The organism is Chloroflexaceae bacterium, assembly GCA_025057155.1.
In the GTDB taxonomy this organism is placed as follows: domain Bacteria; phylum Chloroflexota; class Chloroflexia; order Chloroflexales; family Chloroflexaceae; genus JACAEO01.
Map to the genome: position 1 here is coordinate 64,862 of JANWYD010000010.1, position 25,770 is coordinate 90,631.

General features: G+C 63.7%; 23 protein-coding genes and 1 pseudogene. 9 read left to right on the forward strand and 15 right to left on the reverse strand.

Annotation, left to right across the window (positions count from 1 at the left end; all coding sequences use genetic code 11):
- Positions 1-21 precede the first annotated feature (21 nt).
- Entirely contained in the window at positions 22-1,080 is a 1,059-nt protein-coding gene (locus tag NZU74_10810) for a rod shape-determining protein (GenBank protein ID MCS6881816.1), read from the reverse strand.
- Positions 1,081-1,511: 431 nt separating this feature from the next.
- On the opposite strand from NZU74_10810, the gene NZU74_10815 reads away from it, so the two are divergent.
- From NZU74_10815 to NZU74_10845, 7 genes and pseudogenes are all read left to right on the forward strand, one after another.
- Positions 1,512-3,581, forward strand: a complete 2,070-nt coding sequence (locus NZU74_10815; GenBank protein MCS6881817.1) for a putative cobaltochelatase — start codon at positions 1,512-1,514, stop codon at positions 3,579-3,581.
- Between the two features lie 32 nt (positions 3,582-3,613).
- A complete protein-coding gene (locus tag NZU74_10820; GenBank protein ID MCS6881818.1) occupies positions 3,614-5,308 on the forward strand; it encodes a S1 RNA-binding domain-containing protein in 1,695 nt (564 codons plus the stop codon).
- A gap of 312 nt (positions 5,309-5,620) precedes the next feature.
- On the forward strand, positions 5,621-5,797 hold the full coding sequence (gene rpmH, locus NZU74_10825) for a 50S ribosomal protein L34 (GenBank protein MCS6881819.1): 177 nt from the start codon (positions 5,621-5,623) through the stop codon (positions 5,795-5,797).
- Between the two features lie 384 nt (positions 5,798-6,181).
- Positions 6,182-6,511: pseudogene (rnpA, locus tag NZU74_10830) on the forward strand (ribonuclease P protein component).
- Between the two features lie 108 nt (positions 6,512-6,619).
- Entirely contained in the window at positions 6,620-7,618 is a 999-nt protein-coding gene (yidC, locus tag NZU74_10835; GenBank protein ID MCS6881820.1) for a membrane protein insertase YidC, read from the forward strand.
- A gap of 131 nt (positions 7,619-7,749) precedes the next feature.
- Positions 7,750-8,445: a KH domain-containing protein gene (locus NZU74_10840; GenBank protein MCS6881821.1), complete on the forward strand. Its 696-nt coding sequence runs from the start codon at positions 7,750-7,752 to the stop codon at positions 8,443-8,445.
- A gap of 122 nt (positions 8,446-8,567) precedes the next feature.
- Positions 8,568-9,302: a PfkB family carbohydrate kinase gene (locus tag NZU74_10845; GenBank protein MCS6881822.1), complete on the forward strand. Its 735-nt coding sequence runs from the start codon at positions 8,568-8,570 to the stop codon at positions 9,300-9,302.
- Between the two features lie 129 nt (positions 9,303-9,431).
- Here NZU74_10845 and NZU74_10850 read toward each other — a convergent pair whose 3' ends face one another.
- Positions 9,432-11,285, reverse strand: a complete 1,854-nt coding sequence (locus tag NZU74_10850; protein ID MCS6881823.1) for an APC family permease — start codon at positions 11,283-11,285, stop codon at positions 9,432-9,434.
- 451 nt (positions 11,286-11,736) lie between these two features.
- Here NZU74_10850 and NZU74_10855 point away from each other — a divergent pair, with 451 nt between their 5' ends.
- Both NZU74_10855 and NZU74_10860 read left to right on the forward strand, forming a co-directional pair.
- Positions 11,737-12,684 carry an ATP-binding cassette domain-containing protein gene (locus NZU74_10855; GenBank protein MCS6881824.1) on the forward strand — a complete coding sequence of 316 codons (948 nt, stop codon included), beginning with the start codon at positions 11,737-11,739 and terminating at the stop codon, positions 12,682-12,684.
- Positions 12,685-13,183: 499 nt separating this feature from the next.
- Positions 13,184-13,939: an ABC transporter permease gene (locus tag NZU74_10860; GenBank protein MCS6881825.1), complete on the forward strand. Its 756-nt coding sequence runs from the start codon at positions 13,184-13,186 to the stop codon at positions 13,937-13,939.
- Positions 13,940-14,179: 240 nt separating this feature from the next.
- On the opposite strand, the gene NZU74_10865 is transcribed toward NZU74_10860, so the two are convergent.
- From NZU74_10865 to NZU74_10925, 13 genes are all read right to left on the reverse strand, one after another.
- Entirely contained in the window at positions 14,180-15,244 is a 1,065-nt protein-coding gene (locus NZU74_10865) for a peptidoglycan DD-metalloendopeptidase family protein (protein MCS6881826.1), read from the reverse strand.
- A 119-nt stretch (positions 15,245-15,363) separates the two neighbouring features.
- Entirely contained in the window at positions 15,364-15,645 is a 282-nt protein-coding gene (locus tag NZU74_10870; protein ID MCS6881827.1) for a hypothetical protein, read from the reverse strand.
- A 221-nt stretch (positions 15,646-15,866) separates the two neighbouring features.
- Positions 15,867-16,373: an SRPBCC family protein gene (locus NZU74_10875; GenBank protein ID MCS6881828.1), complete on the reverse strand. Its 507-nt coding sequence runs from the start codon at positions 16,371-16,373 to the stop codon at positions 15,867-15,869.
- A 69-nt stretch (positions 16,374-16,442) separates the two neighbouring features.
- Complete coding sequence (locus NZU74_10880) at positions 16,443-17,624, reverse strand: NAD(P)/FAD-dependent oxidoreductase (protein ID MCS6881829.1); 1,182 nt, start codon at positions 17,622-17,624, stop codon at positions 16,443-16,445.
- A 281-nt stretch (positions 17,625-17,905) separates the two neighbouring features.
- Entirely contained in the window at positions 17,906-18,355 is a 450-nt protein-coding gene (locus tag NZU74_10885) for a hypothetical protein (protein ID MCS6881830.1), read from the reverse strand.
- A gap of 115 nt (positions 18,356-18,470) precedes the next feature.
- On the reverse strand, positions 18,471-18,791 hold the full coding sequence (locus tag NZU74_10890; protein MCS6881831.1) for a hypothetical protein: 321 nt from the start codon (positions 18,789-18,791) through the stop codon (positions 18,471-18,473).
- A gap of 91 nt (positions 18,792-18,882) precedes the next feature.
- The gene (locus NZU74_10895) at positions 18,883-19,803 is read right to left on the reverse strand and encodes a UbiA family prenyltransferase (protein ID MCS6881832.1); all 921 of its coding nucleotides are present in this window, start codon (positions 19,801-19,803) and stop codon (positions 18,883-18,885) included.
- 31 nt (positions 19,804-19,834) lie between these two features.
- Positions 19,835-20,824 (reverse strand): C-20 methyltransferase BchU, encoded by a 990-nt coding sequence (gene bchU, locus NZU74_10900; GenBank protein ID MCS6881833.1) that lies wholly within the window; start codon positions 20,822-20,824, stop codon positions 19,835-19,837.
- A gap of 287 nt (positions 20,825-21,111) precedes the next feature.
- Positions 21,112-21,831 (reverse strand): lipase, encoded by a 720-nt coding sequence (locus NZU74_10905; GenBank protein ID MCS6881834.1) that lies wholly within the window; start codon positions 21,829-21,831, stop codon positions 21,112-21,114.
- 84 nt (positions 21,832-21,915) lie between these two features.
- Positions 21,916-22,617 carry an alpha/beta fold hydrolase gene (locus NZU74_10910; protein ID MCS6881835.1) on the reverse strand — a complete coding sequence of 234 codons (702 nt, stop codon included), beginning with the start codon at positions 22,615-22,617 and terminating at the stop codon, positions 21,916-21,918.
- A gap of 154 nt (positions 22,618-22,771) precedes the next feature.
- Positions 22,772-23,827: a hypothetical protein gene (locus tag NZU74_10915; GenBank protein MCS6881836.1), complete on the reverse strand. Its 1,056-nt coding sequence runs from the start codon at positions 23,825-23,827 to the stop codon at positions 22,772-22,774.
- A 57-nt stretch (positions 23,828-23,884) separates the two neighbouring features.
- Positions 23,885-24,769 carry a hypothetical protein gene (locus NZU74_10920; protein MCS6881837.1) on the reverse strand — a complete coding sequence of 295 codons (885 nt, stop codon included), beginning with the start codon at positions 24,767-24,769 and terminating at the stop codon, positions 23,885-23,887.
- Between the two features lie 21 nt (positions 24,770-24,790).
- Positions 24,791-25,759: an alpha/beta hydrolase gene (locus tag NZU74_10925; GenBank protein MCS6881838.1), complete on the reverse strand. Its 969-nt coding sequence runs from the start codon at positions 25,757-25,759 to the stop codon at positions 24,791-24,793.
- Between the last annotated feature and the right edge of the window lie 11 nt (positions 25,760-25,770).

Sequence of the window (25,770 nt, forward strand, 5' to 3'; positions counted from 1 at the left end):
TTCCCGGAACCTGCGCGTAACCTACAACTTCGGCCGGCGGGTGTTCTGGCTACGGGTCAGGATATCCTGATAGACCTTGTTCTGGCCGAAATTCTCCACCATCTTTCCGGCGCCGCGGGCGACGCACGAGAGGGGGTCCTCGGCGATATGCACCGGCATTTTGGTTTCCGCGGCGATGCGCTTATCGAGGCCATGGAGCAGCGAGCCGCCCCCGGCCAGGGTGATGCCGTGCTCCATCACATCGGCGACGAGTTCCGGCGGGGTTTCTTCCAGCGCCAGGCGCACCTCCTGCACAATCGCATTCACCGGCCCGGCGATGCCCTCGCGAAGCTCGACCGAACTGACCTCGACCGCCTTGGGCAACCCGGTCAGCAGGTCGCGTCCGCGCAGCACGACTTTGATCTCCTCTTCGAGCGGATAGGCCGAGCCGGCGACGATTTTGGCCCGTTCGGCCATGCGCTCGCCGATCAACAGGTTGTATTCCCGACGGGCAAACTGGATGATCGCCTCATCAATCTCATCGCCAGCGGTGCGGATCGAGTGATTGATGACGATCCCGCCCAGGGAGATCACCGCCACCTCGGTCGTGCCGCCGCCGATGTCAACGATCATGCTGCCGATCGGCTCGTCAACCGGCAATCCCGCGCCGATCGCCGCGGCCATTGGCTCCTCAACCACATAGGCTTCGCGCGCCTTGGCATTGAGGGTCGCGTCGCGCGCGGCCCGCTTCTCCACCTCGGTGACGCCTGAAGGGACCCCGACCACCACGCGGGGACGCGGGTCCATAAAACGCACAGCCGAGTGCGCATGGGCCTTCTTGATGAAGTAGGCCAGCATCTTCTCGACCACGTCGAAGTCGGCGATGACGCCGTCCTTCAGCGGGCGCACGGCAATGATGTTGGCGGGCGTCTTGCCCACCATAGCCTTGGCCTCGGCGCCTACCGCGTGAACCTGCTTGGTCTTGGCGTCAATGGCCACCACCGAAGGTTCACTGATCACGATCCCCTTGCCGCGGACGTGGACAAGCGTATTCGCCGTGCCCAGGTCAATCCCCAGGTCGCGGCTGAACGCTCCAAACAGCGAGTTGAGCGGATTGAAACCCACAGACCTGCTCCGGCGTTTACCGATGCTTCAGCCCAACATAACAATCGCATTATAGCACGAGCGTAGCCGGTGGCTTGCGCCCTGAGCCTATAGTTACGTGTTCAGAGTTGGGGGAACCGCGCAGACCTGGGAGCGAGGGCGTCCCGCCCTCGTCAGGATTGGAGGGCAAGATGCCCTCGCTCCCAGGAGAAGTGTGAACACGTTCCACCCGATAGCCGATTTGACTTTTACCCTGCCTTATGAGACAATATCCAACGTCGCAGGCCCGGGGCATTGCGTCATGACGTGCCGGTAGTCAGGTGTCTGGTCAGTTCGCTCGGTCACTGCATGGCGTGGCTGTTTCCGCATTCTAGAGCGTTGTCGCTAGAGCTTCTGGCTCGCTCCGGGCTGGAAGATTTTTTATTGCCGTGACACTTTCCTCCCAACGTCCAATCTACCCGTTTACCGCGATTGTTGGTCAGGAGCGGCTCAAGCGCGCGCTGATACTCAACGCGATCAATTCGCGCGTTGGCGGTGTGTTGATTCGCGGTGAGAAAGGCACCGCCAAATCCACCGCGGTGCGGGCGCTGGCGCGGCTCCTCCCGCCGATTACGGTGGTTGAAGGGTGCCCCTACTCCTGCCCGCCTGAGCGGCCGGTTGGCCTGTGCCAGGTCTGCCAGAATCGCGCCGCCGATGAGCCGTTGCCTGCCGTGGTGCGCCCTACGCGCCTGGTTGAGTTGCCCGTCTCGGCTTCGGAAGATCGCGTGGTCGGCGCTCTGGACCTGGAGCATGCCATAACCGAAGGACGGCGGCGCTTCGAGCCAGGCCTGCTGGCGCAGGTGAACCGCGGGTTGCTGTACGTGGACGAAGTGAATCTGCTCGATGATCATCTGGTGGATTTGCTGCTTGACGCCGCTGCCATGGGTGTCAATACGGTTGAACGTGAAGGCGTGAGCGTTTCGCATCCCGCTCGCTTTATTCTCGTGGGTACGATGAACCCCGAGGAGGGTGAGCTGCGTCCCCAGTTGCTTGATCGCTTCGGGCTGGCCGTGGAAGTGACCGGCCTGACCGATGTACCCTCCCGTGTGGCGGTGATCGAGCGGCGCATGGCCTACGAGTCCGATCCGCAGGGCTTTATCGCCCAGTGGCAGCGAGCAGAGGACGAACTGGCCGCCCAGGTGGTGGCGGCCCGCGAGATGTTGCCTGCCGTGCAGATCAGCCGCAGCGATATGGCCGCGGTCGCCAGTCTCTGCCTGGAGCTGGGCGTTGACGGCCATCGCGCTGACCTGACTATTCTCGAGACCGCCCGCACCCACGCCGCCTGGCGTGGCCGCACCTGGGTGACGGTCGAAGACATTCGCATCGCCGCCGAACTGGCTCTCCCCCACCGAATGCGCCGCCAGCCGTTCGCGGAAATCCAGCTCGATGAACAGCGCATCAGCCAGATTCTCGAACGCAGTGGCGAGGCGGCCTATGGCAACGTTGGTGAGGAGCTAAAAAAAAAGGCTGAAGGCGGCGAGCCGGTTGATCGCAATGAGAGCGGCGATGATCCCGGTCAGGGCAACGGCGCGAGCGCGCTCCTGGGCGGCGCCGCCGGCGCCGATGTCAATTCCGCCTCTTCGCAGACCGGCGGCGGCAAGGTCTACGATACCGGCGCCCTCTTCCGCGCTCGGCGGATCGAAGGCGCCAGCGACCGGCATATGCGCAGAGCTGGCGGGAAACGCTCACGCACCCGCACCATGCGCAAGCAGGGTCGCTATATCAAGAGCCGGCGCGTTGATCGGGTTACCGACCTGGCCCTCGACGCCACCCTGCGTGAGGCCGCCGTCTACCAGCGTAAGCGCCGCGATGAGTTGAGCCATACCATCGCCTTGCCTCGACCCAGGCTGCTTCTCCGCAAAGCTGATCTGCGCCAGAAAGTCCGGGTGCGGCGGACGCGCAACGCCGTCTGTTTTGTGGTTGATGCCAGCTGGAGCATGGCCGCCGAAGAACGCATGCGTGAAACCAAAGCCGCCGTGCTGTCCCTGCTGCGCGACGCCTACCAGCGCCGTGACCGGGTGGGGCTGGTCAGCTTCCAGCGCGATTACGCGCGGGTCTTGCTGCCACTCACCAGCAGTGTGGAACTGGCTCAGAAACGCCTCCAGACCATGCCTACCGGCGGCAAAACGCCCCTGTCCCGGGGGATGCTTACCGCCTTTGAGCTGCTGGAGCGAGCGCGGCGCCAGGATGAGGAGATCATCCCGCTTATGGTGCTGCTTACCGACGGGCAGGCCAACGTCGCCATCGGCAATCTGCCGCCGCAGCAGGAGGCCTACCAGATCGCCGATATGATCGCCGCCCGCGCAATTCGCGCCATTGTCATTGATACCGAGCACCCTAATTTCGAGCGCGGTCTCTCGCGACGACTCGCTGAACATCTGAAGGGCGCCTACTACCGGTTAGAAGATCTGCGCGATGGAGGGCTGGTGCAGGCCGTTCGCCGCCAGATGCAGTTGTAACACGGTTCCATACACCAGGAGGAAGGGAGCAGATGACCGATCAGGTACGTAGGGAAGAGTCCGCCGAGAGCGAGTTGCAACACCCGCTGCTCGACGCAGCGGACGCTCCGGCCGCTCAGAGCGAGGCTGCCACGCCGGGGCAGACGGCCGGGGCCGCCGCGCAGCCTACCCCTGAGACCACGGCTGGGGCGTCTGAGGCGGTGATGGTCGAGCCATCGGCAGCGACACCGGTTGCGGCGGAAACGACGGCGACGCCCGTTACCCCGGCGATGTCTGCGGCGCATCTCAGCGTGGTTGCCGGGGCGTCTGGCGAGGGTGACGGTGAACTGGTGACTGCCGCCTCCGCGGAAGAGACGGCGGCTTCGCCGTCTGCTAAAGCGACGGCAGAGCAGAGTGGGCCTCCCGCGACCGCGACGTCCTCTGACGGGGTCGAAACGACGATGCCAGCCTCGGAGGAGGCGCCGGTTCCCACCGTGGCTGCGGGGGCCAGTTTTGTGCCGGTGGCCGAGGAAGAAACACGCCCGCGCAAGCTGAAAGATCTCCAGCCCGGCATGGAACTGGAGGGCCGGGTGACCTCGATTGCCCTCTATGGAATCTTTGTTGACATCGGTGTTGGACGCGACGGACTGGTGCACATCTCCGAGATGAGCGATACGCGCATCGAGACGCCCTCGGATCTCGTGCAGATCGGCGATACGGTCAGGGTTCGGGTAAAGAGCGTTGATCTGGAAGCCAAGCGCATCAGCCTGACGATGCGCACCGGCGCCGGCGAGAAGGGCGAGGGCGCCCGTGGCGGGCGTGGCCGCTCCCGACGCGCCGAGATTGATAAAGAGCGCCTGGCGTCGCTCAAGGTCGGCGATCTGGTGGAGGGGGTCATCACCGGCTACGCGCCCTTCGGCGCTTTTGCTGATATCGGCGTCGGAAAAGATGGTCTGATCCACGTCAGCGAACTGGCCGAGGGCCGCGTCGAAAAGCCCGAAGACGCCGTAAAGGTCGGGGATCGGCTACAGTTCAAGGTGCTCGAAGTCGATCCCGAAGGCGCTCGCATCAGCCTGAGCCTGCGCCGCGCCCAGCGCAGCCAGAAAATGCAGGGCCTGGAGGTTGGCCAGATCCTCGAAGGCACGGTGAGCGGCATCGCCCCCTTTGGCGCGTTCGTTGACATTGGCGTCGGGCGTGATGGACTGGTGCATATCTCCGCCCTCGCCAACACGCGGGTGAACCGTGTGGAAGACGTGGTCAAGGTCGGTGACAAGGTCAGGGTCAAGGTGCTCGAGGTTGACCACCAGAGCAAGCGCATCAGTCTGACTATGCGCCTGGAGGAGCCGCCGCCTCCCGCCGAGGTCGAGGCCGAGGAAGCGCCCGAAAAGGCCTCACCACCGCCGCGCCCCTCGACGCCCCCCGCCGCCTCCGCCCGCTTTGCCTCAGCCGCCGAGGCCCGCGCCGGTCGTGATCGCGAACGCGAGCGCCGTGAGCGCCGCGAACGCGAACGGCGCAACGTTTCGGCCCAAACGGAAACTTATACCTCCGATGATTTTGATGAGGAGTTCGTCGGCGATGCCACCCTGGAGGATCTGCTGACCAAGTTCGGCGGTCCGTCCACCAGCCGGCGCGATCGGCGGGGCAGTCGGCGCGGCGACGACTTCGATGACGAAGGCGAAGAACGGTTCGAGCGCCGCCAGCGCGACGCCATCCGGCGCACGCTGCAGCAGGTCGGGCGCGACGAGTAGAGGAGATGCGCCGCCAGTGCGTAGCCGCGGCCCATACAGGCCGTAGCTACGCGCTGCCATTTGACACTGCTTCAACCCGACGAGTATAATAAACGGAGTTTGTTCGAATTGTTTAGGAAAAAGGGGCGAAGCCCTTCCTGCGGCCCCTTTCCGGTGCAGTGATGCCGCGCCGGAAAGGGATGCATTACAGGAGACGCAGGCCCCCATAACCCCCGCCGAGACGAAGCATCGTTGTAATATCCCTTCCTCCGGCAGGAATGGTGGACGAGGGGTGTTCCCCCGTTCTATCATTCATTATTCAGGAGTTCATCAATGCCGAAGCGTACCTGGCAGCCCAAGCGCATCCCGCGCCGGCGTAAACATGGGTTTATGGCCCGTATGAAGACCAAAGACGGGCGCGCCGTGCTCCGTCGCCGGCGCATGAAAGGCCGTTGGAAATTGACCGTGAGCGACGAGCGACGCCATGACGCCCGCCGAGGGCATCGCTAGGGCAGTTCGTAGAGAACGGATTTTTGTTTTGAGATCTTAGCAGTCTGTGAACCAGGTTTTTCGGTGATCACCTGCCCCTTCCCCCGCCGGGGGAGGGCGCCCGGTTCATCCTCCCAGCGGGGGGGCGCCTGCGAGGGAGGCGGATGTGCAAGGAAACGTAACTTCACAGACGATTTTCGATGGGGCGCGGCGTATTCAGACACCTTCGACCCGGTGCTGGCGCGCGAACAGTTCACCTGAAACCGCACCCGGGTTCACATGGAGTGCTGGCCGGCGGACGAATCCGTATGGTTCTCGCGCCGCTCATTGCTTTCCGCTCCATCGCGATGGTTCCCTGTCCCGGCCTGTAAACCAGGAGGGCGTTCGCCGAGGTGGGCAGGCAGAATGAAGCGCGCATACCGGCTGCGCCGTCCGGAGCACTTCCGGCGCGTCAGGCGCGAAGGTCGAACATATACCTCGCCACATCTGACGCTGCAAGTCGCGGCGGGCCGGCGCAAGCGGACACGTTGCGGGTTTGTGGTCAGCAAGCAGTTTGGCGCAGCAGTGCGGCGCAATCGCGCCAGGCGACGGGTGCGCGAAGCGGTGCGCCTGGCATTGCCCTCTATCGTTCCAGGCTACGATCTCGTCTTTGTCGTTCGAGGCGTCTCGGTGCTGACTATGCCTTTCTCGTCGCTCCAGCGCGAGGTGGAACACTTGCTGCGCCGGGCATGCCTCTGGTCTGACACCGCTGGCGCCGACACCATCGTCGACGCGCTTGCTGCTGAACATGTTCCATCGGGGAAGGGAGTGAATCCTGATCCCGTACCATAAAGGATTGCACGTATGGGCGCCATCTGGTCCTCGTTCGTTGGCTTTCTCGAATTAGCCCTGATCTGGTTCTCGTCCATCACGGGCAACGTTGCCCTGGGGATCGTGCTCTTTACTATCGCAGCGCGCATCGTGATCCTGCCGTTGACCCTCAGTTCCATTCGTTCAAGCCGGCGCATGCAGGAACTGCAACCGATGATAAAAGAGTTGCAGCGCAAGTATGGCAAGGATCCCCAGAAGCTCAACGAAGAGACCCTCAAGCTCTACCGGGAGTACAAAATCAATCCCCTCGGCGGGTGTCTGCCCCTGTTGTTGCAACTGCCGATCTTCTTCGGCGTCTATCAGGCAGTCTACCATCTCTTTGGCGGCGAGGCGGGCCGCCAGTACCTTAGCGAGCGGGCCGCCGCGCGCCTTGCCGACCCGGCAATTGCCGAGATCTTCTCTCAGAAGCTGTTCGGGGTGATCGAGGTCGGCGGTGTCACCTTCGGACCGACCGGATTCGCCGGCTTCGCCTATCTGATATTGCCTGTGCTCTCCATCGTGCTGCAACTGGTGCAGACGTTAATGGCCACGCCGCGGGTCCAGGATCCGCAACAGAAGGCCATGACCCAGATGATGATGTTCATGCCCCTGGTGTTTGGCTACATCGCCTTCACCTTCCCGCAGGGAGCGGTGCTCTACTGGGTGGTCAGCAGCGTGGTCGGCATTGTGCAGCAGTATTTCACGTCGGGCTGGGGGTCGCTGGCCAACTACCTGAAGTTCCTGCCACCGGACGGCAAGCCTTCGACGCTGACGCCAGCGCTGGCCTCCGCAGCGGCGGGCGCCGAAACCTCCGCTGCCGCGACGCCGCGCGCCGATTTCTGGAGCGTCATGCGTCCGCTGACCGAGGCGCCGGAGACGCCCCCTGAGACGCTCGCCCCGGAACCGGTACAGCCCGACGCCAGTGAAGCGCCTCCCGCACCGCGCCAGCCCGCGCAGGCCGCCAATCCGCGGAAGCCGCGCCGGCGCAAATGAGAGCGGAACAGATAGGAACGGGGATGCTGGGCGAGATCGGGAGAGGGGGCGTGGGAGGCGCAGCCCTCCGCGTAACGATCCGTCCATCATCCGCGGGTTGTCAGGCCGCCAGCCTGCACACAAGGAGCACTATGAAGAGCATCGAGATCAGCGCGCGCACCGTCGCCGAGGCTGTTGAGCTGGCCCTGGCCCAGCTCGGTAAGGATCGTGATGAAGTCGCGATCGCGGTGCTGGACGCCGGCGAGTCGGGCGATGAGGCCCTGGTGCGTGTGACCGTGGTTGACGATGATGAGGAGACCTCTTCCGCCCCGGTCACTCCCGCCGCGGCTTCTGGTGGGACTGAGGTGCAGGAGATCGCGCGCACCATCCTTGAGGAGTTGCTGGAGCGCATGGATATCCATGCCTATGTCACGCCGGTGGTCACACGCGTGCCCGGACAGAAGGGCGACATCGAAGAGACTATCACGCTGCACGTCGAGGGCGCCGACGAGGAGGCCATGGGACTGCTGATTGGCCGGCGGGGCGAAACCTTGCGCTCGCTCCAGTTTCTGCTCAACCTCCTGGTGAGCCGGCGCGTTCAGAAGTGGCCCCAGATTGTGGTTGATGTGGGCAACTATCGCCAGCGCCGCCAGGAGTCGCTGGAAGGTCTCGCCCGCCGCATGGCCGAGCGCGTGCGCCAGACCGGCCGCCCCATTATGCTCGAGCCGATGGCGGCCTATGAGCGGCGCATCGTGCACCTGGCGCTCCGTGAAGATAAGACGATCTACACCGAGAGCACCGGCGAGGGCGAGAACCGCAAGATCGTGATCTATCCCGCCAAACAGTGAGCGTTTGACCTCTGAGCGTCCTGGAACCCGTTCGCTACCTTGCCATCGGGCACATCACACGCGATTATCTGCTCGAGGGCGGTTACACCCCCGGCGGCTCGGCGCTGTACGCCGCTGCGGCGGTGGCGCGCCTCGGCGTGACAGCGGGGGTGCTCACGAACGCCAATCCTGCTCATCTTCCCGCCATGCCGTCTGGTGTGGCGATTGCCGGAGCGGCCAGTTCAATTACCACCACCTTTGCCAATCGGTACGACGCCTCTGGGAGGAGTCAGTGGTTGCACGCTCTTGCGCCGCCGGTATGCTTCGAGGACTTACCTGCGTCCTGGCGCGCCGCCCCGCTCGTGCATCTCGCGCCCGTCGCTGGCGAAGTCGATCTGGCCTGGGCCGCGGCCTTTCCGCACGCCCTGGTTGGGGTAACCCCGCAGGGATGGTTGCGCGCCTGGGACGCGCCTCTGCCGGCCCCCGTGCGCCCGGCCCCCTGGCGGCCTGCGGCGGCGCTGTTGCGCTACGTCCACCTGATCGTTCTTAGCATCGAGGATGTTGGCGGTGACGAGAACCTGGCCAGGTATTACGCCCGGCTGTGCCCACTGGTGGCCGTTACGCGCGGCGCGGCGGGCGCGACGCTCTATGTGGCGGGTGAGCCGTGCTATGTGCCGCCCTTCCCCGCCCATGAGCGCGACCCGACCGGCGCCGGCGATGTCTTCGCTGCCGTGCTGCTGCTGCGCCTGTGGGAGACCGGCGATGCCCTGGCCGCGGCTACCTATGCCAGCGCGGCGGCCGCCTGCGCCGTCGAGGGCCGGGGGCTCGCCGCGCTGCCTGATCGCATGGCCGTGGAGCGGCGCCTGAGCCGCGACTAACGAAAGCTCTTTTTTCTCTCCTCAGAGGGATGAAGGGAAACCGGGTTTCCCTACGCTCCTCTCAATAAGCCGCCTGGCGTAAGCAAGGGTTCGGAGGAGCGCCGCCCCTCCAAACCTCCCGGAGCAGGGCTAGCGTTCCAGCCGGTAGGGTACACTGGTCACCACCGTGCCCTTCTGGTACATCAACGCCGTCTTGATCAGCCAGCCGGTCTGGTTGTGCAACAGGTGCTCCCACCAGCGGGCAGGCACAAACTCCGGCAGGATCACCGTGACGACGCCGTCCTTGTAATGCGACTGCACCTCGGCGATGTAGCTGCGCAAGGGTCTGAGCAAGGAGCGGAAGGGCGACTCCAGCACCACCAGCGGTATATCGCAGCCCCACTCGCGCCAGCGCACCCGTAGCCGCTCGGTCTGGTCAGGGTCGAGGTTGACATACACTGCCGTCACATTGTCGGGGGCGATGGAGCGCGCGTACTGCAATGCGGGAAGCACGCCCTTGTGGATGCCGCTGACCAGGACGATGGCCGTATGGCGGCGCAGATCGGGGAGCTTGACTGCCGTGGAGAGGGAGAGTTGCTCGGCCACGCGCAGGTAATGCTGGTGAATGGCCTGGAAGACCAGCACGAGCAACGGGATAAGGGTCAGCACGATCCAGGCGCCGTGGGTAAACTTGGTAATTGCCAGGATCACCAGGACAATCGCCGTGAGCACCGTGCCCACTGCGCTGATGAGCGCCCCCCGTTGCCAGCCCGGCTCGCGCATGCGCAACTGGCGTCGCACCATGCCGGCCTGCGACAGGGTGAAAGAGATGAATACCCCCACGGCGTAGAGCGGCAGCATGGCGATCTCGTTAGCCTGGAAGATCACTACCAGCAGCGCCGAGAAGAAGCCCAGGGCCAGAATGCCGTTGGAGAACACCAGACGGTCACCCCGTGAGGCGAACTGCCGGGGCATGAACCGGTCACGCGAGAGAAACGACGCCAGCCGTGGAAAGTCGGCGAAGGCGGTGTTGGCCGCCAGCACCAGGATGAGCGCCGTGGCCACCTGGATGCCAAAATAGGCCGGGCCGGTTCCCACCACCGTGCGCGCAATCTGCGAGACGATTGTTTCGTGGGTGATCTCGTTGGGCACGGCCTGGTGCAGATGCGCCAGCCAGGTGATTCCTAAGAACATGGAGATCAGCAGAATGACCATGATTGTCAGGGTCGCAGCGGCATTTCTCGCTTCCGGCGGCTTGAAGGCCTGCACCCCGTCGCTGATGGCTTCGATGCCGGTGAGCGCGGTGCAGCCGGCGGCGAAGGCGCGCAGGATCAGCCAGAGACCAAGCGCCTCGCCGAGCTCGGGAACTGGCGGCGGAACAGGGTGGACCACCGGTGTGGCTCCGTAGAGCGCGTCTTTGACGAGGGCGAAGGCGATCAGGCTGAGAATGCTGACGACGAAGGCGTAGGTGGGCACGGCGAAAATCGCTCCGCTCTCCTTGACGCCCCGCAGGTTCGCCAGTGTTACCATGGCGATACACAGAAGGGCGATCTCCACGGCGGCGTGCTTCAGCCCCGGGTAGCCCCAGGTGCTGGCCAGCGAGGTGATGGCCGCTACCCCTGCAGAGATGCTGACCGCAACCGTCAGCACGTAGTCAATCAGCAGCGCCGCTGCGGCGACCAGGCCCGCCGTATCGCCCAGGTTGTCACGGCTGACGATGTAGCCGCCCCCGCCCCGCGGGTAGGCCCGAATGGTCTGCCGGTAGGAAAAGGCGACAATGGCCAGCAGCGCGGCAATGGCCCCGCCAATCGGCAGCGCCAGACCCAGAGCCTGCGTTCCCGCCAGAATGAGCACCGTCAAAATAGCCTCGGTCGCGTAGGCCACGGAGGAGAGCGCATCAGAAGAAAATACGGCCAGCGCCGTGGCGCGTGTGAGCCGTTCTTGATGCTGTTGTTCAGTGGCAATGGGCTTGCCGACCAGAAAACGCTTGATCTGCAATGCCATACGGTTCAGCCCTTCAAACCGCTCACCAGCAATCGGTCGTAAAAGAAGCGCAAACAAAAAACCTGACTACCGTGGCAGTCGGGTTTTTACCTGTTGGACCGCGCTGGTGATGATGGTCCTTATCCATTGATCAAAGCCCAATGTGCCAGCACTATAGCAAAATGTTGGCCCTTGCACGTCAATGTTTCTTGCCAGTGCGTGATGATCCTTCAACTCTTCACTGCGGTTGAAGGGGTGTGAGGAACCCGGCTTTCCCCACACCCCTGCCCGATGCGCGCGTTTGCAAGGGCACAGCCCTCCTACGAGCGCCTGTCGGCAGGAGGGGCGGGGAGGGCTGCGCACTCCACAGGATTACATCCTGGTATGCCAGCGCGGTGCGGCACAGCCGCGCCAGTACCTGGTGTAGAATATCACAAATCTCGGTTTCCAGCGCACAGGACCGACGCGAACCATGACAGACCTGGCAATTGTGACCCGTGGTTTACGCAAGCACTATGGTGCGGTGATCGCGGTTGATGGGATCGACCTGGCGGTCCCCACCGGGACGATCTACGCACTGTTGGGGCCGAACGGGGCGGGCAAGACGACAACCATCAATATGCTCACCACTCTGGCCGTGCCGACGGCAGGCGAGGCGTTCGTGTGCGGCTACGATGTTGTCCGGCAGGCCGATCAGGTGCGCGCGTGCATCGGGGTGACATTTCAGGACATCGTGCTCGATGCCGATCTGACGGGCCGCGAGGTGCTTGACATCCATGGCCGGCTCTACCGCCTGCCCGCCGCCTTGCGCCGCCAGCGTATCGCGGAACTCGTCGAGCTGGTGCAACTGGGCGAGACGATTGACCGGCGTGTGCACACCTATTCGGGCGGCATGAAGCGCCGGCTGGAACTGGCCCGCGGGCTGATGACCGATCCCCGGGTGCTCTTTCTCGACGAGCCGACGCAGGGCCTCGACCCGCAGAACCGGGTGGGGATCTGGAGCTACCTCCGCTCCTTGAACCGTGAGCGCGGTCTGACGCTCCTCCTCACCACCCACTACATGGACGAAGCGGAGGCCCTCGCCGGGCGGGTAGGCATCGTTGACTACGGCCGTCTTGTCGCCGAAGGAACGCCGGGTGAGCTGGCAGCCGCTCTGGGCGCCGATGTGATCCGCGTGCGTGGTTCCGGAAATCGGGAGCATTTCGTGTCCCACGTCGCGGCCCTCCCCTTCGTTGCGCGCGTCGAAATCGATCCGGAAGCGGCAATGGTGCTGGTGTACGTAGATAGCGGCAGCCGGCGTCTGGTTGAGGTAGTGGGCCTGGCTAGCGGTGACGGCTTTGTGGTCGAAGACGTGACAGTCTCGCGTCCTGGCCTCGGGGATGTGTTTTTGCACCATACCGGGCGGGCGCTCCGTGATTGAGGATGAGGGAAACGCGCTTTCCCGAAGCCTCTGCCTGATAGAACTCGCCCGGCCCACCCTTCCGGGTTGGGCCCGACCCTCCAGCCTGGGCTAGATAGTCTGTTAACAAAGTTTGTCGCTAGACCCTCACCCACTCTCTAACCCTTCCCCGCCGGGGGAGGATCTCAGGTATATTTTTGGGCGAGCAGGGGTTTTCAGCATTCCAATGCGCTTACGGTCCTCACCCCCCTGCCCCCCTCTCCCGCGCGCGGGAGAGGGGGGAGTTGGGTGTCCCAATGCCCCGGATGGCGAATGCGACGTGAGGATGCTGGAAACCCCTACACCTGAGAAGCCGGGGGAGGGCGCTCGGCTCCTCCCCCAACTGGGGGAGGCTGGGAGGGGGCGGAAATGCCAGGGAACTTACTTCGGAGAATACTAAACTCTCCAGGTTGATATAAACCCTTTTCATTGTGTATAATCTAGCTGTGAAATCTGCCTGGAACATGAAAGGTCTACACCTATGAATGCGACCCTGGTCATCTGGAACAAGCATATGACCAAGTTCCTCCGCAGCACCGAAGAACTGCTGGGGTTGCTGCTACAGTCAGTGCTGTGGGTCGTGCTCTTTGGCGTGGGCATGCGCGGGATGATCGGCGAGGTGGACGGCAGCGACTACATGTCCTACATCCTGCCGGGAATCATCGCGCTGAGCGCCCTGGGCGGGTCGGTAGGCGGCGGCATGGTGCTTCTCGACGAGCGCCTGCGCGGCATTCTGAAGGAGTATCTGGCCGCGCCCATCCCTCGATTGAGCATTCTCCTCGGCAGTGCCACGAGCACCGCCACCAAGGCGTTGATCCAGGCCCTGATCATGCTGCTGGTAGGTATTCTCATGGGCGCTCGTCTGGCGCCTAACCCGTTCGGATGGTTGGCCTCCCTGCTCTTGCTGACGATCTTCGCGGTAGGCTTCAGCGGGTTGGCGCTGGCCGTGGCTGCCGTCTCGCGCTCGATTGCGGGCTACCACGGCATGATCTTCCTCTTCAACCTGCCGCTGCTTTTCGCCTCGAATGCCCTCTATCCGCTCGCTGTGCTGCCGGGATGGATGTTGGCCATCGTTTTGTTCAATCCGACCACCTATCTCATCGATGCGGTGCGTGGCCTGGCCTTCGGCACGCCCTATACCCTCCCGTTGCCCCTCAGCGTGGCCGTGCTGACGCTATTCGCCCTCGCCTGCACCTGGCTGGCGCTGGTGGTATTTCAGCGTTCCATTCGGGGTTAAAGACAACCACCGACCTCGGGGAGGCGTTTCCTCTCGTAAGACTCTCTCCTCAGGCGGCCATGCATGCCCCGTAGTTGGGCGGGGGGCAGCTCTCGACCTTCCTGCCCTTCTGGACCGGCAGGGGCGACCGGTCGATCGCCCCTGCCGGTATGCGCGATGACGCCCGACACTCTACCGGCGCCAACGGCTTCTCTGTGCCGCTCAGGGTTCCTCGGGGGATCAAGCATTCCGGTCAGCGCTCTAACAGCCCACCAGGGGCGTCGGGTCAATGTTCACGCCACCGCGCCAGACCTGATAATCCAGGTGGGGGCCGCTGGCCACGCCACTATTGCCCATCAACCCGATCTGTTCTCCGGCGCGCACAAACTGTCCGTGTATCACCGTGATCAACGCCAGATGCCCGTAACCGGTGCGCCAGACGCCGCCGGGGTCCTGGATGGAGACGTAGTTGCCTCCCGGGTGACTGTTGGGGGTGACGGTAGCATAGCCGTCGTGGGTGGCGACGATCGGCGCGTACCAGCTTGCCCCTGCCTCAGCGTACCCATCACCATCGTCGTCTACGGCGAGGTCAATCGCGCCCCAGATCGCAGCGGGGGCATGGGTGCCGACGCCGTAGCCCTGGGTAATTACCACGCGCCCACGGGTAGGCGCAACCGGGCAGCCGAGTGGACCGGCGTCGCTCAGGCGAAAGGGCGGGAGGGTTTCAATCGATGGCAGGGGAGCGGGAGCGAGATGTTCAGCCGGTGGCGGGCCGGCCAGCAGGGCCGGGCTGAGAGCTGCGGGGGGCGTGGTTGGAGCGGGAGCGGGGAAAGGCGAGGGGTGCAGCATCGTCGGCAGGGCGCCAACAGCAGGGCGCATTGGCGATGCTTGCGGCGCCTTGATGGCAATGGGAGCGGAATTGCTGGATCCGGGGTCGGGGTCGCTGGCGCGTGGTTGGGAGTTGCTCGTGGCTATGGCTGCCGGGAGCGAGACATTCCAGCGCGGGAGATCCATCTCGGAGCGAACAGTGGCTCCAGCAGCGGCGAGTGAGGTGGCCACGGTCAACGTGGCAAGGAGCTGTAAGAGGCGCTGGTCAGCCGGTGGAGCGACGGCAGCCGCCACGGCGCCGGTCAGGCGCCGGTGCGCCCCGGTGAAATCGGTTGGGCGCAGGCCGAGAAAGTGGGCCAGACGCTCGCGCTGCTCGGGGCTAAGCCGGCGCAGGCCGTGCTCAATCTCGGCAATCTGGCGGGCGGGGATACCGGTCCGGGCGGCAAGATCCAGCAAGGACAGAGCATGGCGGGAGCGAAGGCTGCGAAGGGTCTCCATAGTGCTGTCTCCTGAGCAGGTCAAAACGTAACCCTAGCCTAGCACGGGGGCGGGCCAGGCGACGCCAACTCAGGATGACAGAAGCATAAACGCTGGATTACAGTCTGGTATCCAGACCATCACGCTCCGGGCGCCTCGCGCCGGGCGGCTTCGGCTTCAAGTTCGGCGAGTTTGCGCCGGTACTCGCGGCGTTCGAGCCGGTTGAGGGTAACATAGCCGCCAAGGACCGCGACGAACATCCCCGGCCAGAACAGCCAGGCGAAGTGAATCTTGATGCTGAAAATAAACACAGCGGTCAGGATTACGAGGAACACGATCCCGGCAGCCATGTACGGTTCAAAGCCCGTGCTGTTCAGATAGGCTTCATCACGGGGACTGAAGCGACGACCTTCCTGTGCCATACGAACCCCCTTGCAGTACCGGGCGAGCGTCGTTGCCGGCTGAACTGTATCCTAGCACAGGGGTCGCCTTTTCGCTAGAGGAAAAGGGTTTTGCATAAATGTTGCAAAGGGGTGGAAAGACACGTGGGGCAATCCCCAGGATTGCCCCACCGGGGATCTGGCTTTCCCAGGACTCTGCTGAGGCAATAGGGCAATGCCCCTGGCAGCCCTGGCCGGAGAGGCTAGGTCTCAATATCAATGCGCTGGGAGCGCGGCACGGTGCTGGTAGTGCCGCCGAAGAGCGCGGCCATGCTGGGTGGCGGGCCTTCAATGGCCTGGCGCAGGCGTTCGAGCTGGATGCGCATATCCAGGCTCGCCAGGAGGCGACCGATGCCGAGCACAAACACCCGCAGACCGGGATTCGGGACCTCGTACTCGACGCGGTTCTGCACCACGGTGCGGTTGCCGTCGGGGAACCAGCGCCACAGCTCGGTGCCTTCCCAGAGACCCTCGATCTTCATCACAATCTTGCCCGAGTCGCGTTCAACGACGGTATAATCGGCGCCCGCCAGGGCCAGCGGTTTGAGGCGCATTTTATGGATGCTGCCGAGGGTCATCAACTCACCCTGGATCGGTTCGAGCACGACCTGAGGCGAGCGCCACTGGTTCATCAGCTCTGGCGATGTCAAATAGCGTTCGACCACATCCGGGGTGGTGTTAATCGAGACCCACTCTTCCTGAACAATCATTCCACTACTCCCGGGGCGCGCGCCCCCTTGTGCCGCCAGGGTTGCGGCGCGTAACACCTCGCCCTGTTATCATGTGAGCGACCGTTCCAGCGTCGCGCGGTAGTATTGTTCGACGCCCTGTTTGAGCAGCACCGCCGGATAGCCGGTAACCGGCAGGCCCAGGGGGTTGCCCACGGCATAGTGATGGCCGAGTGACACCAGTTCACCCAGCACCAGCGGTTCGTAGGTGCGCGGAGGCCGGCCCTCCACTTCGGCGAGCAGCGTCTCGGCGAGATGCGCGCCCTGGCGCATCGCGAAACTGGCCGTTGCTGGCACGGTGTCGCCATTATAGCCCATCGGAATGGCAGCGCAGTCGCCGGCAGCGAAGATCAACGCCTGATCGCGCACGCGCAGGTAGCGGTCTACCAGCACGCGTCCCGCGGCATCAACCGGCAACCCCGAAGCGCGCAGAAGGGGAGGCCCCTGAATCCCGCCAGCCCAGACGATGGTCCCGGCGCGGAGGACGCGATTCCCGGCCAGGCGCAGGAGGTGGGGCTCCACTGCCTCGACGATCGTGTTCAGGTAGACGCTGACCCCCTGTTCATCGAGGATGCGCTCGGCGGTGCGGGTGGCCCATTCGCCAAACTGGCTCAGGAGGAGCGACGTGCGTTCGACGAGGGCGATGCGCACCTCGCGGCGCGGCGCGCCGGTCTGGACGCAGAGATCGTCAACCCACTCGGCCAGTTCGCCGGCAAACTGGCAGCCGGTATAACCACCGCCAACAATGGCAGTGGTGAGGAGGAGGCGCTGTTCGCGGGGATCCCCGCTTTGCGCGGCGGCCTCGAACCGGGCTACGATATGGTCGCGGAGGCGCAGCGCGTGCTGGAAGGTGTGCAGAGGAAGGCTGTGCTCGCGCGCGCCAGGCACGTTGCCATAGGCTGTTTCCGCACCCAGGGCGATCACCAGGCGGTTGTAGCTCAGGACGCGACCATCCTCGAAATGAACAGTTCGCTGCACGGGCGCGATTTCGCGCACCGTGCCCTGCACGAAACTGATGGTGTGATTCTGCAGCAGGGTCTTCAGGTCGTAGATTGCCGCTTCCGGAGGCATGGCCGCCGCTGCAACGCGATGGATCACCTGGATCAACTGGTGGTAGCTATGTTGGTCAACCAGGGTGACCTGATCGGAATGACCACGCTCACGCAGCAGGCGGTCAAGATCGAGAGCGGCGCGAAGGCCAGCATAGCCGGCGCCCAGAATAACGATATGCATAGGTCTGCCCAGCGGCTGAAAAACGTTCAGTGGTATCCATCTCGTTTTTAGGATACCACGCTTTTCGCAAGCGGAATCAAAAAAACCGCCCTGCTGACGCTGCGTAGCCGTCTCCGGGGCGCCATAGCGAGGGGGAGCGCGCACCTGCAAGACGAAGAAACGCAGGAACCACCCTCAGTGGCGCCAGACCGGCATCATGCCGGCGACTCCACCGTGCGGTTCCTACGCTTGCTTGCTTCGACTCGCGCGCTCCCTCTTCCGCCTCTGTCCGAGGGCGCCCTCTATGCGGAGGGAGTTTGCGGTGGTCGTTCGACCCACTCGTCCACCTTCGCGGCGGCGCGCTCGACCTGATCGGCGGCGCGGCCAGCAGCGCGACCCACGCTGGCGCCGAACTCGTCCGCGGCGCGGGCCAGGCGCTCGGTGAAGGCGCGGGCGCGCTCAGTGAGTTGTTGCGGGCTGGGCAGACTCGGCGCGGACGCAGTCCCAGCGAAGAGATCATCAACCACTCGCTCCGACACTGCGGTCAATTCCTTGGGGAGCGCGACGGCGGCGAGAGCAAATTCAGCCATTGCGCGCCGGGCGCGCACCCGTGAGTTCTTCGGCAGCAGAATTAACGGGATCGCCGCGATCGACAGGCCCACGCGGGTGAGCCCGCCAACCAGCACGGCGGTGAGTTCAAACAGACCCTCTCGTTCCGTGCGGGTAATGCTGGTGGTTCCGGTGTCGCTCATAGAAGTTCTCCTTAATGCTGGTGCGATACCGTATCGCGCCGGTGGCGCCTGGCGGTTGGCCGACCATCCTCGTGTTCCGAGGCGTCCGGCGCCGCCAGGTTGTGCTAACAGGCTCCTAGTTTGCCGACACCTCGTCCTTTGGCGCCTTCGTGTGGCTTGCCCCCTGCGGCGGGATTTCGGCGGCCCACGCCTCGATCGCCTGGCCCGCGGTCTCGGCGAAGTCGCGCGGGAGCGTTGCGAAGGCATACATGAGTTCCCTGGTCGCGTTCCGCATGTGCGTGCGTGTTTCGATGGGCAGAAGCCCCAGGGGGAGCATAATGAGCGAGAAGCCCAGACGGAAGATCCCCCCGCCAAACTCCACCACCGACTCAACCAGGCTGTCGCTTCTGCGCGCGGGCAGCGTCCGCACCCGCACCTCACCTGTGGTTTCCGTCATGGCCGACCTCCATTATCTTATCTCAGAGCGCTGCTGCCAGGCCAGGCTTCACGCCAGCCCCCGTGTTTGACTTGAGTGCATGCTCTAGACGCTATCCAAAATAGCCGCCCACCATAAGCGCTGACACGACCTGAATGAGCACCACAAACGGATTACTGGTCACCAGATAGCGCAAATAGTTCTTCTGGTTCGGCTCACGATACAACTGAACCTGGTTGCGAATTGGCGCGACAATTGCAAGCAGAATAAACGCCGCCACCCAGAAATAGCCCCAGATGAACGCCAGCGCCATGAGGAGCATCTGGGAGAGATTAATGGTCAGGAAGGCTATAATCAGCGTCTTATGCACCCCAATAACCACCGGCAATGACTGTAACCCGTGCAGCCGGTCGCCCTCAACGCTCTTGATGTCATTCAGAAAGAGCATGCCCGAAGCTATCGATCCATTGATCCAGGCAACAATCACGCTCTGCCAGGTTAGCGGCGCAAAGATCAGATGGCCGACCAGCCAGCTCATACTGACATAGCCCAGCCCGACTGCGGGGGGGCCGAGAAAAAAGTGCTTCTTGAGCTTGACCGGAGGCATGCTGTAGAGCACCGATAGAATGATGCCCAGCACCGCCAGGATCGTGATCAGCGCGCTCCCGAAAATCAGCGATACCAGAAACGTCGCCGCTCCCAGCACGATCCAGTTCAGGCGCGCTTCGTTGAGCGTGACCAGTCCGGCTGGAATTGGTCTTCCCGGATCATTGATCGCGTCAATGTCGCGGTCGAAGTAATCGTTAATGCTCTGACTAAAACCGGTGCCCAGCGGGCCGCACATCAGCGCCCCCAGCATTGCCATTGCCCAGTCGCGCCCGCTCGTCCACTGGAAGCCGATGTCTTGCCCCGAAGCGAGCGCTCCGAAAAGGGTGACAATCGCAGGCGAGATCCACGTCACCGGATCGGCTAGTTCGATGTGCGCGCGGATCTTTTTGCCCAGCGAGACCTGCTTTTCAGAGGTTGTGATCATTGATGTGTCAATGCTCTCTGTGACGTCCAAACTACATCTTCACCGCTTGATACAACACATGGTCGTATGCTTCATCGAAGCTGATCTCGCCAAAGCCCAGTTCTCGCAGCAAGTCGGGATAGATTGTATGCTCCTTGAAGTCCAGCACCGAAAAATCCATCCCGATGCTGCACAGGTAGTGGGTCAGGTAGTCATAATTCGGGCGCTGCGGGTTGCTGATGTCCATATCCAGGATAACGACGCGACCGCCGACGGGAAGGGCGTCATAGGCCTTCTTCAGCAGCATTGCCGAGAACTGGCGGTTCATCGGGTAGAGAATGCGGGCGAAGAGTACGGCGTCACCCTCCGGATAGGGTTCGCGGTACATGTCCACCGCCACGGGCGTGACCCGCTCGCTCAGGCCACGGGCGGCCATGTTCTCCCGTACCAGGTCCAGCGCGCTGGGCAGGTTCAGCAGCGTGACGCGCAGGTCGGGATATTTGTCGCACAAAGCCGCCGCGATGTCGCCAATCCCCCCTCCCACGTCAATCAAGTGGCGGACGCCCTCCAGCCGGGCCTTGTCGCGCAGCAACTTCTGCACGAAGTGAATGTTGGAGCGGTGGATGGTTTCGTAGAAGACGCTGTCCTCACGCGTGCGCGGCGGATGCGGCACCTGGCTGGTAAAATCCAACTTGCCGCGGGTCACATCGGCGAGGTTGCCGAAGAAGCTCTGCACCAGATCGGCCATGAAGCCTACGAATGGCACCATGGTCATGTTGCGATGGTGTTCGGGATCGGTGAAGAACTGCTCGGCGAAGGGCGTCAGGCGCCAGTTGTCGTCGGCGTTCTGTGCCAGGCCAATCTGTTGCATTGCGATCAACAGGCGTTTAAGCCGCGCTGGCACGCTGCCGGTAATTTCGGCAAGGGCGGCAACGGTCTGGGGGCCGGCGGCCATGGCCTCGAACAGGCCCAGTTCCGAGGCGGCTTTCAGTACGAAGAAATCCACCGCACCCTTGAAAACCATCTCGTATGCCCGCTCCACATGTCGTGCGAGCTCCTCATCGTCGTGCATACAGCGGCAATCAGGGAAACAGCGAAACTGCGCCTGCGAACTGGTCATGACCATCGGCCCTTTTGCTAAACGACCACAGGACGGGTCAGCGTCGGAACTACCGTGTCTCAAAGCCTGCCCGGACTGCGCCGGGGCGCTATGCCGCCCATGCGCCACAGGGGGCGCGATACCCGCCAATCGGCATTATCGGATTCAGGAGTCGTCCGGCCCTGTATCCTCCGCCACGCCTTTGTATTATAATACAAAAGAAGGGTATTTCAAACAACCGGCGCCTCTATTAAGGCTTCTTTCCTCAACACCCGGCCCCAGCGAGCCAGGCCGGCGCGGTCGCCATACCAGGGGCGCCCGTGGAGCGGCGAGTGGCTCACGCCGTCCACCACCAGATATTCCGCGCCCCGCAGCGCCGCGCAGTGCAGGGTAGTGACGCCGTCTCCCCATGCCTGCTCGTGTTCCGCTCCGGAAACCATCACATAGCTTCTGCGGGCCATCCGCTGGCGCAGGGTTCCGCGAGGATGGCCCTGAATGGCCCGTCCAATCACTGAGACGTAGCGCACATCAGCATAAAACGCGCCCGGATAGGCCTGGTTCACGAATCCGACCGACCGGCGCGTCCAGTACTCCTGGCTGTGATGGGGCGTGCCGAGCATCACCAGCGTCCGAACGTAGCGCCGTCCGCCATAGATATGCCCCAGGTAGGGTTGTTCACCCAGGTACATCCGCGCCACGGTGCCGCCGACGCTGTGGGCCAGCATATCTACGGTGTCGGCGCCGGTCTCTTCGAGCGCGCGCGCCACCGTGGCGCGCACAATCTCCAGCACGGGCCGGAAATCCCAATCACGGGTCAGCGCCCAGCGCACCCGCCCGATAGGCGCTACGAACACCCGATAGCCATACGGCGGCTGCTCGAGAGCCGCAGCCAGCTCCGCGAAATCGCCCGGACCGGTTAGATAGCCTCCAATCAGGACCATTGGACGCATATATCTCGCTTTGCGTGACACGTGCCGCGTCGTCGTTTCCGCCCGCGGTCGAGGAAGCAGGTCTGAACCTCTCCGATCCACGCATCAGGCCGGAACGGCGACTTCCTCGAACCATAACGGGACGACCTCGGGGGCGCCATACCAGGTGTGGGGCGCGTTGTAGGGCGCATGGCGCGCGCCTTCCAGGATGATATTGTCAGCACCCTCCAGGTAGCACGCATCGGTCGGTACGATTCCATCGCCGATCTGATGGCCGTTGCCAAATGATACCTCATACGAGCGAAAGGCAATGATCTCCTCCAGGGTGCCAAAGCGTCGCCCGCGCACGCTTCGCCCCGCGACGGAGCGATAGCTGATGTGAGGGTAGAAGGCGCCCGGGTAGCGTTCGTTAATCAGGCTGGCGAAGTTCTTGACCCACACCTCGTAGGTGGTATGGGCGGTGCCCAGCGTGGTAAGGCTGGCGACGAAGCGCTGCCCATCGTAGCGTTTGCCATTGTAGGGCAGGTGGCCAAGATAGGCGCGAGCGATGCGCCCGCCAGCGCTGTGGCCGATGAGGTCAATGCGGTCAGCCCCGGTTTCGGCGAGCGCCAGTTCCACCGTTTGCGCCAGCACATCGAGCACCGGTGTGAAGTCGGGATCACGCAGCGAGGCCCACGCGATACGTCCGAAGTCTGTGATATAGACAATACGCCCGTAGGGAGGATTGGCCAGCGTGCGAGCCATGCGCACGTAATCGCCTGGTGATGAGAGCCATCCCCCCACAATCACGATTGGCCGCTGCGGCATATCTCTCCTTACGAAAATGGTTCGACTGATGGCGAATTATCTGCAACAGAGACTTGCTCCCCATAGCTCTACATCTCCACGAACCATTCGTGGAGATGTAGAGCTGTGAAGATGCGGGTAGAAGGTGCGGCTGGCATGCCAACCGAAAGGCGCTTTAGCCCTGCTTGCTGGTCTCGTCTGCGGCTTTTTTAGCAGCCTGGGCGGCCTTTTCCGCGGCCTGGGCAGCCTTTTCTCCAGTCTTCTCCACGGCCTGGGCGGCCTGCTCGGCCGCTCTGGCGGCGCTCTCGGCGGTCTTCTCCGCAGCCTGGGCAGCCTTCTCTCCAGCCTGCTCGCCCGCTCTGGCAGCGGTCTTCTCAGCCGCCTGGGCCGCGCTCGCGACGGCAGGGGTCGCGGTGCTGGTCGCCGGGGAAGGCGGCGCGCTTGATGGCGGCGGCGGCGTATAGACCTGCGCGGCCTTCTTTGTCTCGTCGCTGTCGTTAGTGGTGGTCACCCGGATGCGCCGGGGTTGATCGCGTCCGCCGTTGCCGCCTTCGATGCCGCGGCCGCGCCCGCCTAGCACGGCGTCGGTCAGTTCGCGGGCCATATGGAAGAGTTCCTCGGTCTGGAAGCGGGTCCAGTAGCTATAGAATTTCCAGACGTCGGTGAAGGTGGTACGGACCTCGCGGGTGAACTGCTCCAGGCCCTGGGGGGGCAGGGCGCCACGAATGTAGGAGCGGATCAGGTAGCCGATCGGCTGCACCACTCCTCCAACTGCAGGCAACGGCGCGCCCGGAGGACTGGTTTCAGGACGTGGCGCCGGGGGTGGAGGAGCGGATGGCTCGTATGAACCCGACGCGGCAAACGCCCGGTAGGCGCCTGGCTCGCCGGGCGGGGTATAAGTCGGTGTAGATGGGGTGTAAGTGGGTCTGGCCGGAGTGTAACCGGGTTGCGGCGCATAGCCGGGGGTGGCGGCGGGGCCGTAGCCGGGCGCGGGGGCGCCGCTGGAGCGGGGGGTGGCGGCGGGGCCGTAGCCGGGCGCGGGGGCGCCGCTGGAGCGGGGGGTGGCGGCGCCGTAGGCCAGTGCCGGGCGTGCCGGTGGCGGCGCAAGCGGGACGCTGACATCAGCGCCCGGCCCATAGTCGGGCAGCTCTTCGTCGAGGTTCAACCATTTGCGGACGAAGTCGGGCAGCCAACTGTATGAGCCGCTCGGAGAACCATACTTGTCGGCCATAGACGTTTCCTCTCATCTCGTGCGCAGGGCGTCTGCGCTTGGTCGGCCCAGACGGTGCTAGCCCAGGGCGAAGATGCGCCGGCGCTGGCGATGGTACGGCGCGAAGCAGAAATCAATAATCTGGCTCAGATCGTCACCGGGATACCGCCGGTCAAGGGTGATAATGGCGTCGAGCACGTAGAACACCTGGTCGGGCGGCGTCTGCGGAGGGCAGCGCACCAGATTGCTGATCAACTGTCGTCGCAGTTCCAGGCTGTAGCGCAGCGAGGTGACGGCGAGTTTGTTGAGCAGCGCGTCGCGAAGGTCAACATTATCCGTGGCGCGTTTGAGCCAGCGCGCCAGCCCGAGGCGCTCGCTCTTGTCCAGGTAATAGTTGACCAGGTCTACCAGGCCGACATCACTGGTGATCTGCATCATCTCCTGCCAGCGTTTCTCGAACGGTTGGTAGTTAAAGGCCGGCAGGGCGCAGAGTTGAGCGACCAGGTTGCTGGCGGTGTAGTACGGTTCGCGCTCGAAGGTGCGAACGAGACCGGCCTCGCGTTCGGCGAGCAGTGATACCGCTTCGCGCACCACGCCATCGCTCTCGTCGTAGCCGCCGGAGCGCAGATGCATCTCGTGGGCCAGTTCGTGCAGGGCGATCGCGATACTGGCATCTTCGTCCCAGCGGCCCAGGCTGACAAACGACCCGCTGCGAGGCGAAAAGGTGCCGCTATCAGTCCAGGGGCCGGAGGGCTTGCTGCCTTCCAGAGCTTCGAAGGTCAGGCGCTCGTTCAGAATCTCTGGCGCCATTGCCGTGCCCCACATCTCAGCCGTGAGGCGGCGCACCTTGCGCGCCATGCGCGCGGGATGGTAGCGGTGCTCGCCGACCATCAGCACCTGGTTGCCGGCGCGATCCATGTCGATCGCCACCTGCTGGCCATTGGCTCGAAGAAGCAGTTGCATACCCGAATCTCCGCCTCTGCGCTAACGCGCTCCACGCAAGAAGAGCCTCATGATCTGGATGACCTGTTCGGGAAGCTCGAACAGGATCAGGTGTCCGCAGCGGGGCACCTCAAGGTACTGGCCGCTTGGCGCCAGTTGGATCAACTTGCGCCCGCCCGATGGGCGCATAATCGGGTCCCCTGCACCAGCGACGAGCAGGATGGGCCGGCGCACGCTGGCGATCTGGTCTGCCACCGCCTCCAGCACCTCCCGGCGCGCCAGTTCCCGTGCCGAGACGCGCACCGCCTCCGGGTCGCAGAAGCGCAGGCTCAGGGTGGCCAGTTTGACATCGCTGACCGGAGCGGTATTCTTCGACAGTACGGCCAGGGCATAGAGGTAGGGGATCCACCACAGGCCCCGCCGCTCGATCGGGCGCAATATCCGGTTGAAGACCGTATCGAGCGTCCAGGGGGTCAGCGCTGAGGCGAACTTATTGTACTGGAAAAGGGCGAAATTGAAGAAGGCCAGGGAGCGCACCTGCGCCGGAAAGTGCGCCGCGTAATGCAGGGCCACGAAGGACCCCAGCGAGAAGGCGGCAATGTGGTGCGGCGGCAGATCCAGCGTCTCAGTCAGCGCCTTGAGATCGGCGCTGAAACCGGCCACGGTGTAGTCGCGGTTGGGATCGCTATCGGAGAAGCCGTGGCCCTTCAGATCGTAGGCGATCACACGGTAACCTGCCTGGGCAAGCGGATCGATGATGTGGTGCCACCAGTAGGAGGAGCAATCCCAGCCATGGATGAGCATCAGCGGTTCGCCATCGGCCGGTCCGACGTCCATGTAATGATGGGTCACCCCGCGCACGTCAACGAAACGCGCCCGCTCCAGCAGCCGGAGTTCGCCTTCCAGACGCTTCCGCTCGCCTGCGCTGAGCTTGCCGGCAAGTTTTGTCTCCACCTCGGCTTTGTAGGTGGCGTACTTGGCGGTAGGGGCCACGTGTGACGTTACGGTCATGGCCGTCTTTC

Coding starts and splice junctions, on each gene's coding strand:
- NZU74_10875 (MCS6881828.1), bottom strand. CDS start 16,373: ATGATTGTTCAGGAAGAGTGGGTCTCGATTAACACCACCCCGGATGTG.
- NZU74_10860 (MCS6881825.1), top strand. CDS start 13,184: ATGAATGCGACCCTGGTCATCTGGAACAAGCATATGACCAAGTTCCTC.
- NZU74_10855 (MCS6881824.1), top strand. CDS start 11,737: ATGACAGACCTGGCAATTGTGACCCGTGGTTTACGCAAGCACTATGGT.
- NZU74_10865 (MCS6881826.1), bottom strand. CDS start 15,244: ATGGAGACCCTTCGCAGCCTTCGCTCCCGCCATGCTCTGTCCTTGCTG.
- NZU74_10880 (MCS6881829.1), bottom strand. CDS start 17,624: ATGCATATCGTTATTCTGGGCGCCGGCTATGCTGGCCTTCGCGCCGCT.
- NZU74_10885 (MCS6881830.1), bottom strand. CDS start 18,355: ATGAGCGACACCGGAACCACCAGCATTACCCGCACGGAACGAGAGGGT.
- NZU74_10925 (MCS6881838.1), bottom strand. CDS start 25,759: ATGACCGTAACGTCACACGTGGCCCCTACCGCCAAGTACGCCACCTAC.
- NZU74_10850 (MCS6881823.1), bottom strand. CDS start 11,285: ATGGCATTGCAGATCAAGCGTTTTCTGGTCGGCAAGCCCATTGCCACT.
- NZU74_10890 (MCS6881831.1), bottom strand. CDS start 18,791: ATGACGGAAACCACAGGTGAGGTGCGGGTGCGGACGCTGCCCGCGCGC.
- yidC (MCS6881820.1), top strand. CDS start 6,620: ATGGGCGCCATCTGGTCCTCGTTCGTTGGCTTTCTCGAATTAGCCCTG.
- NZU74_10895 (MCS6881832.1), bottom strand. CDS start 19,803: ATGATCACAACCTCTGAAAAGCAGGTCTCGCTGGGCAAAAAGATCCGC.
- NZU74_10915 (MCS6881836.1), bottom strand. CDS start 23,827: ATGGCCGACAAGTATGGTTCTCCGAGCGGCTCATACAGTTGGCTGCCC.
- NZU74_10870 (MCS6881827.1), bottom strand. CDS start 15,645: ATGGCACAGGAAGGTCGTCGCTTCAGTCCCCGTGATGAAGCCTATCTG.
- NZU74_10910 (MCS6881835.1), bottom strand. CDS start 22,617: ATGCCGCAGCGGCCAATCGTGATTGTGGGGGGATGGCTCTCATCACCA.
- NZU74_10820 (MCS6881818.1), top strand. CDS start 3,614: ATGACCGATCAGGTACGTAGGGAAGAGTCCGCCGAGAGCGAGTTGCAA.
- NZU74_10905 (MCS6881834.1), bottom strand. CDS start 21,831: ATGCGTCCAATGGTCCTGATTGGAGGCTATCTAACCGGTCCGGGCGAT.
- rpmH (MCS6881819.1), top strand. CDS start 5,621: ATGCCGAAGCGTACCTGGCAGCCCAAGCGCATCCCGCGCCGGCGTAAA.
- NZU74_10920 (MCS6881837.1), bottom strand. CDS start 24,769: ATGCAACTGCTTCTTCGAGCCAATGGCCAGCAGGTGGCGATCGACATG.
- NZU74_10840 (MCS6881821.1), top strand. CDS start 7,750: ATGAAGAGCATCGAGATCAGCGCGCGCACCGTCGCCGAGGCTGTTGAG.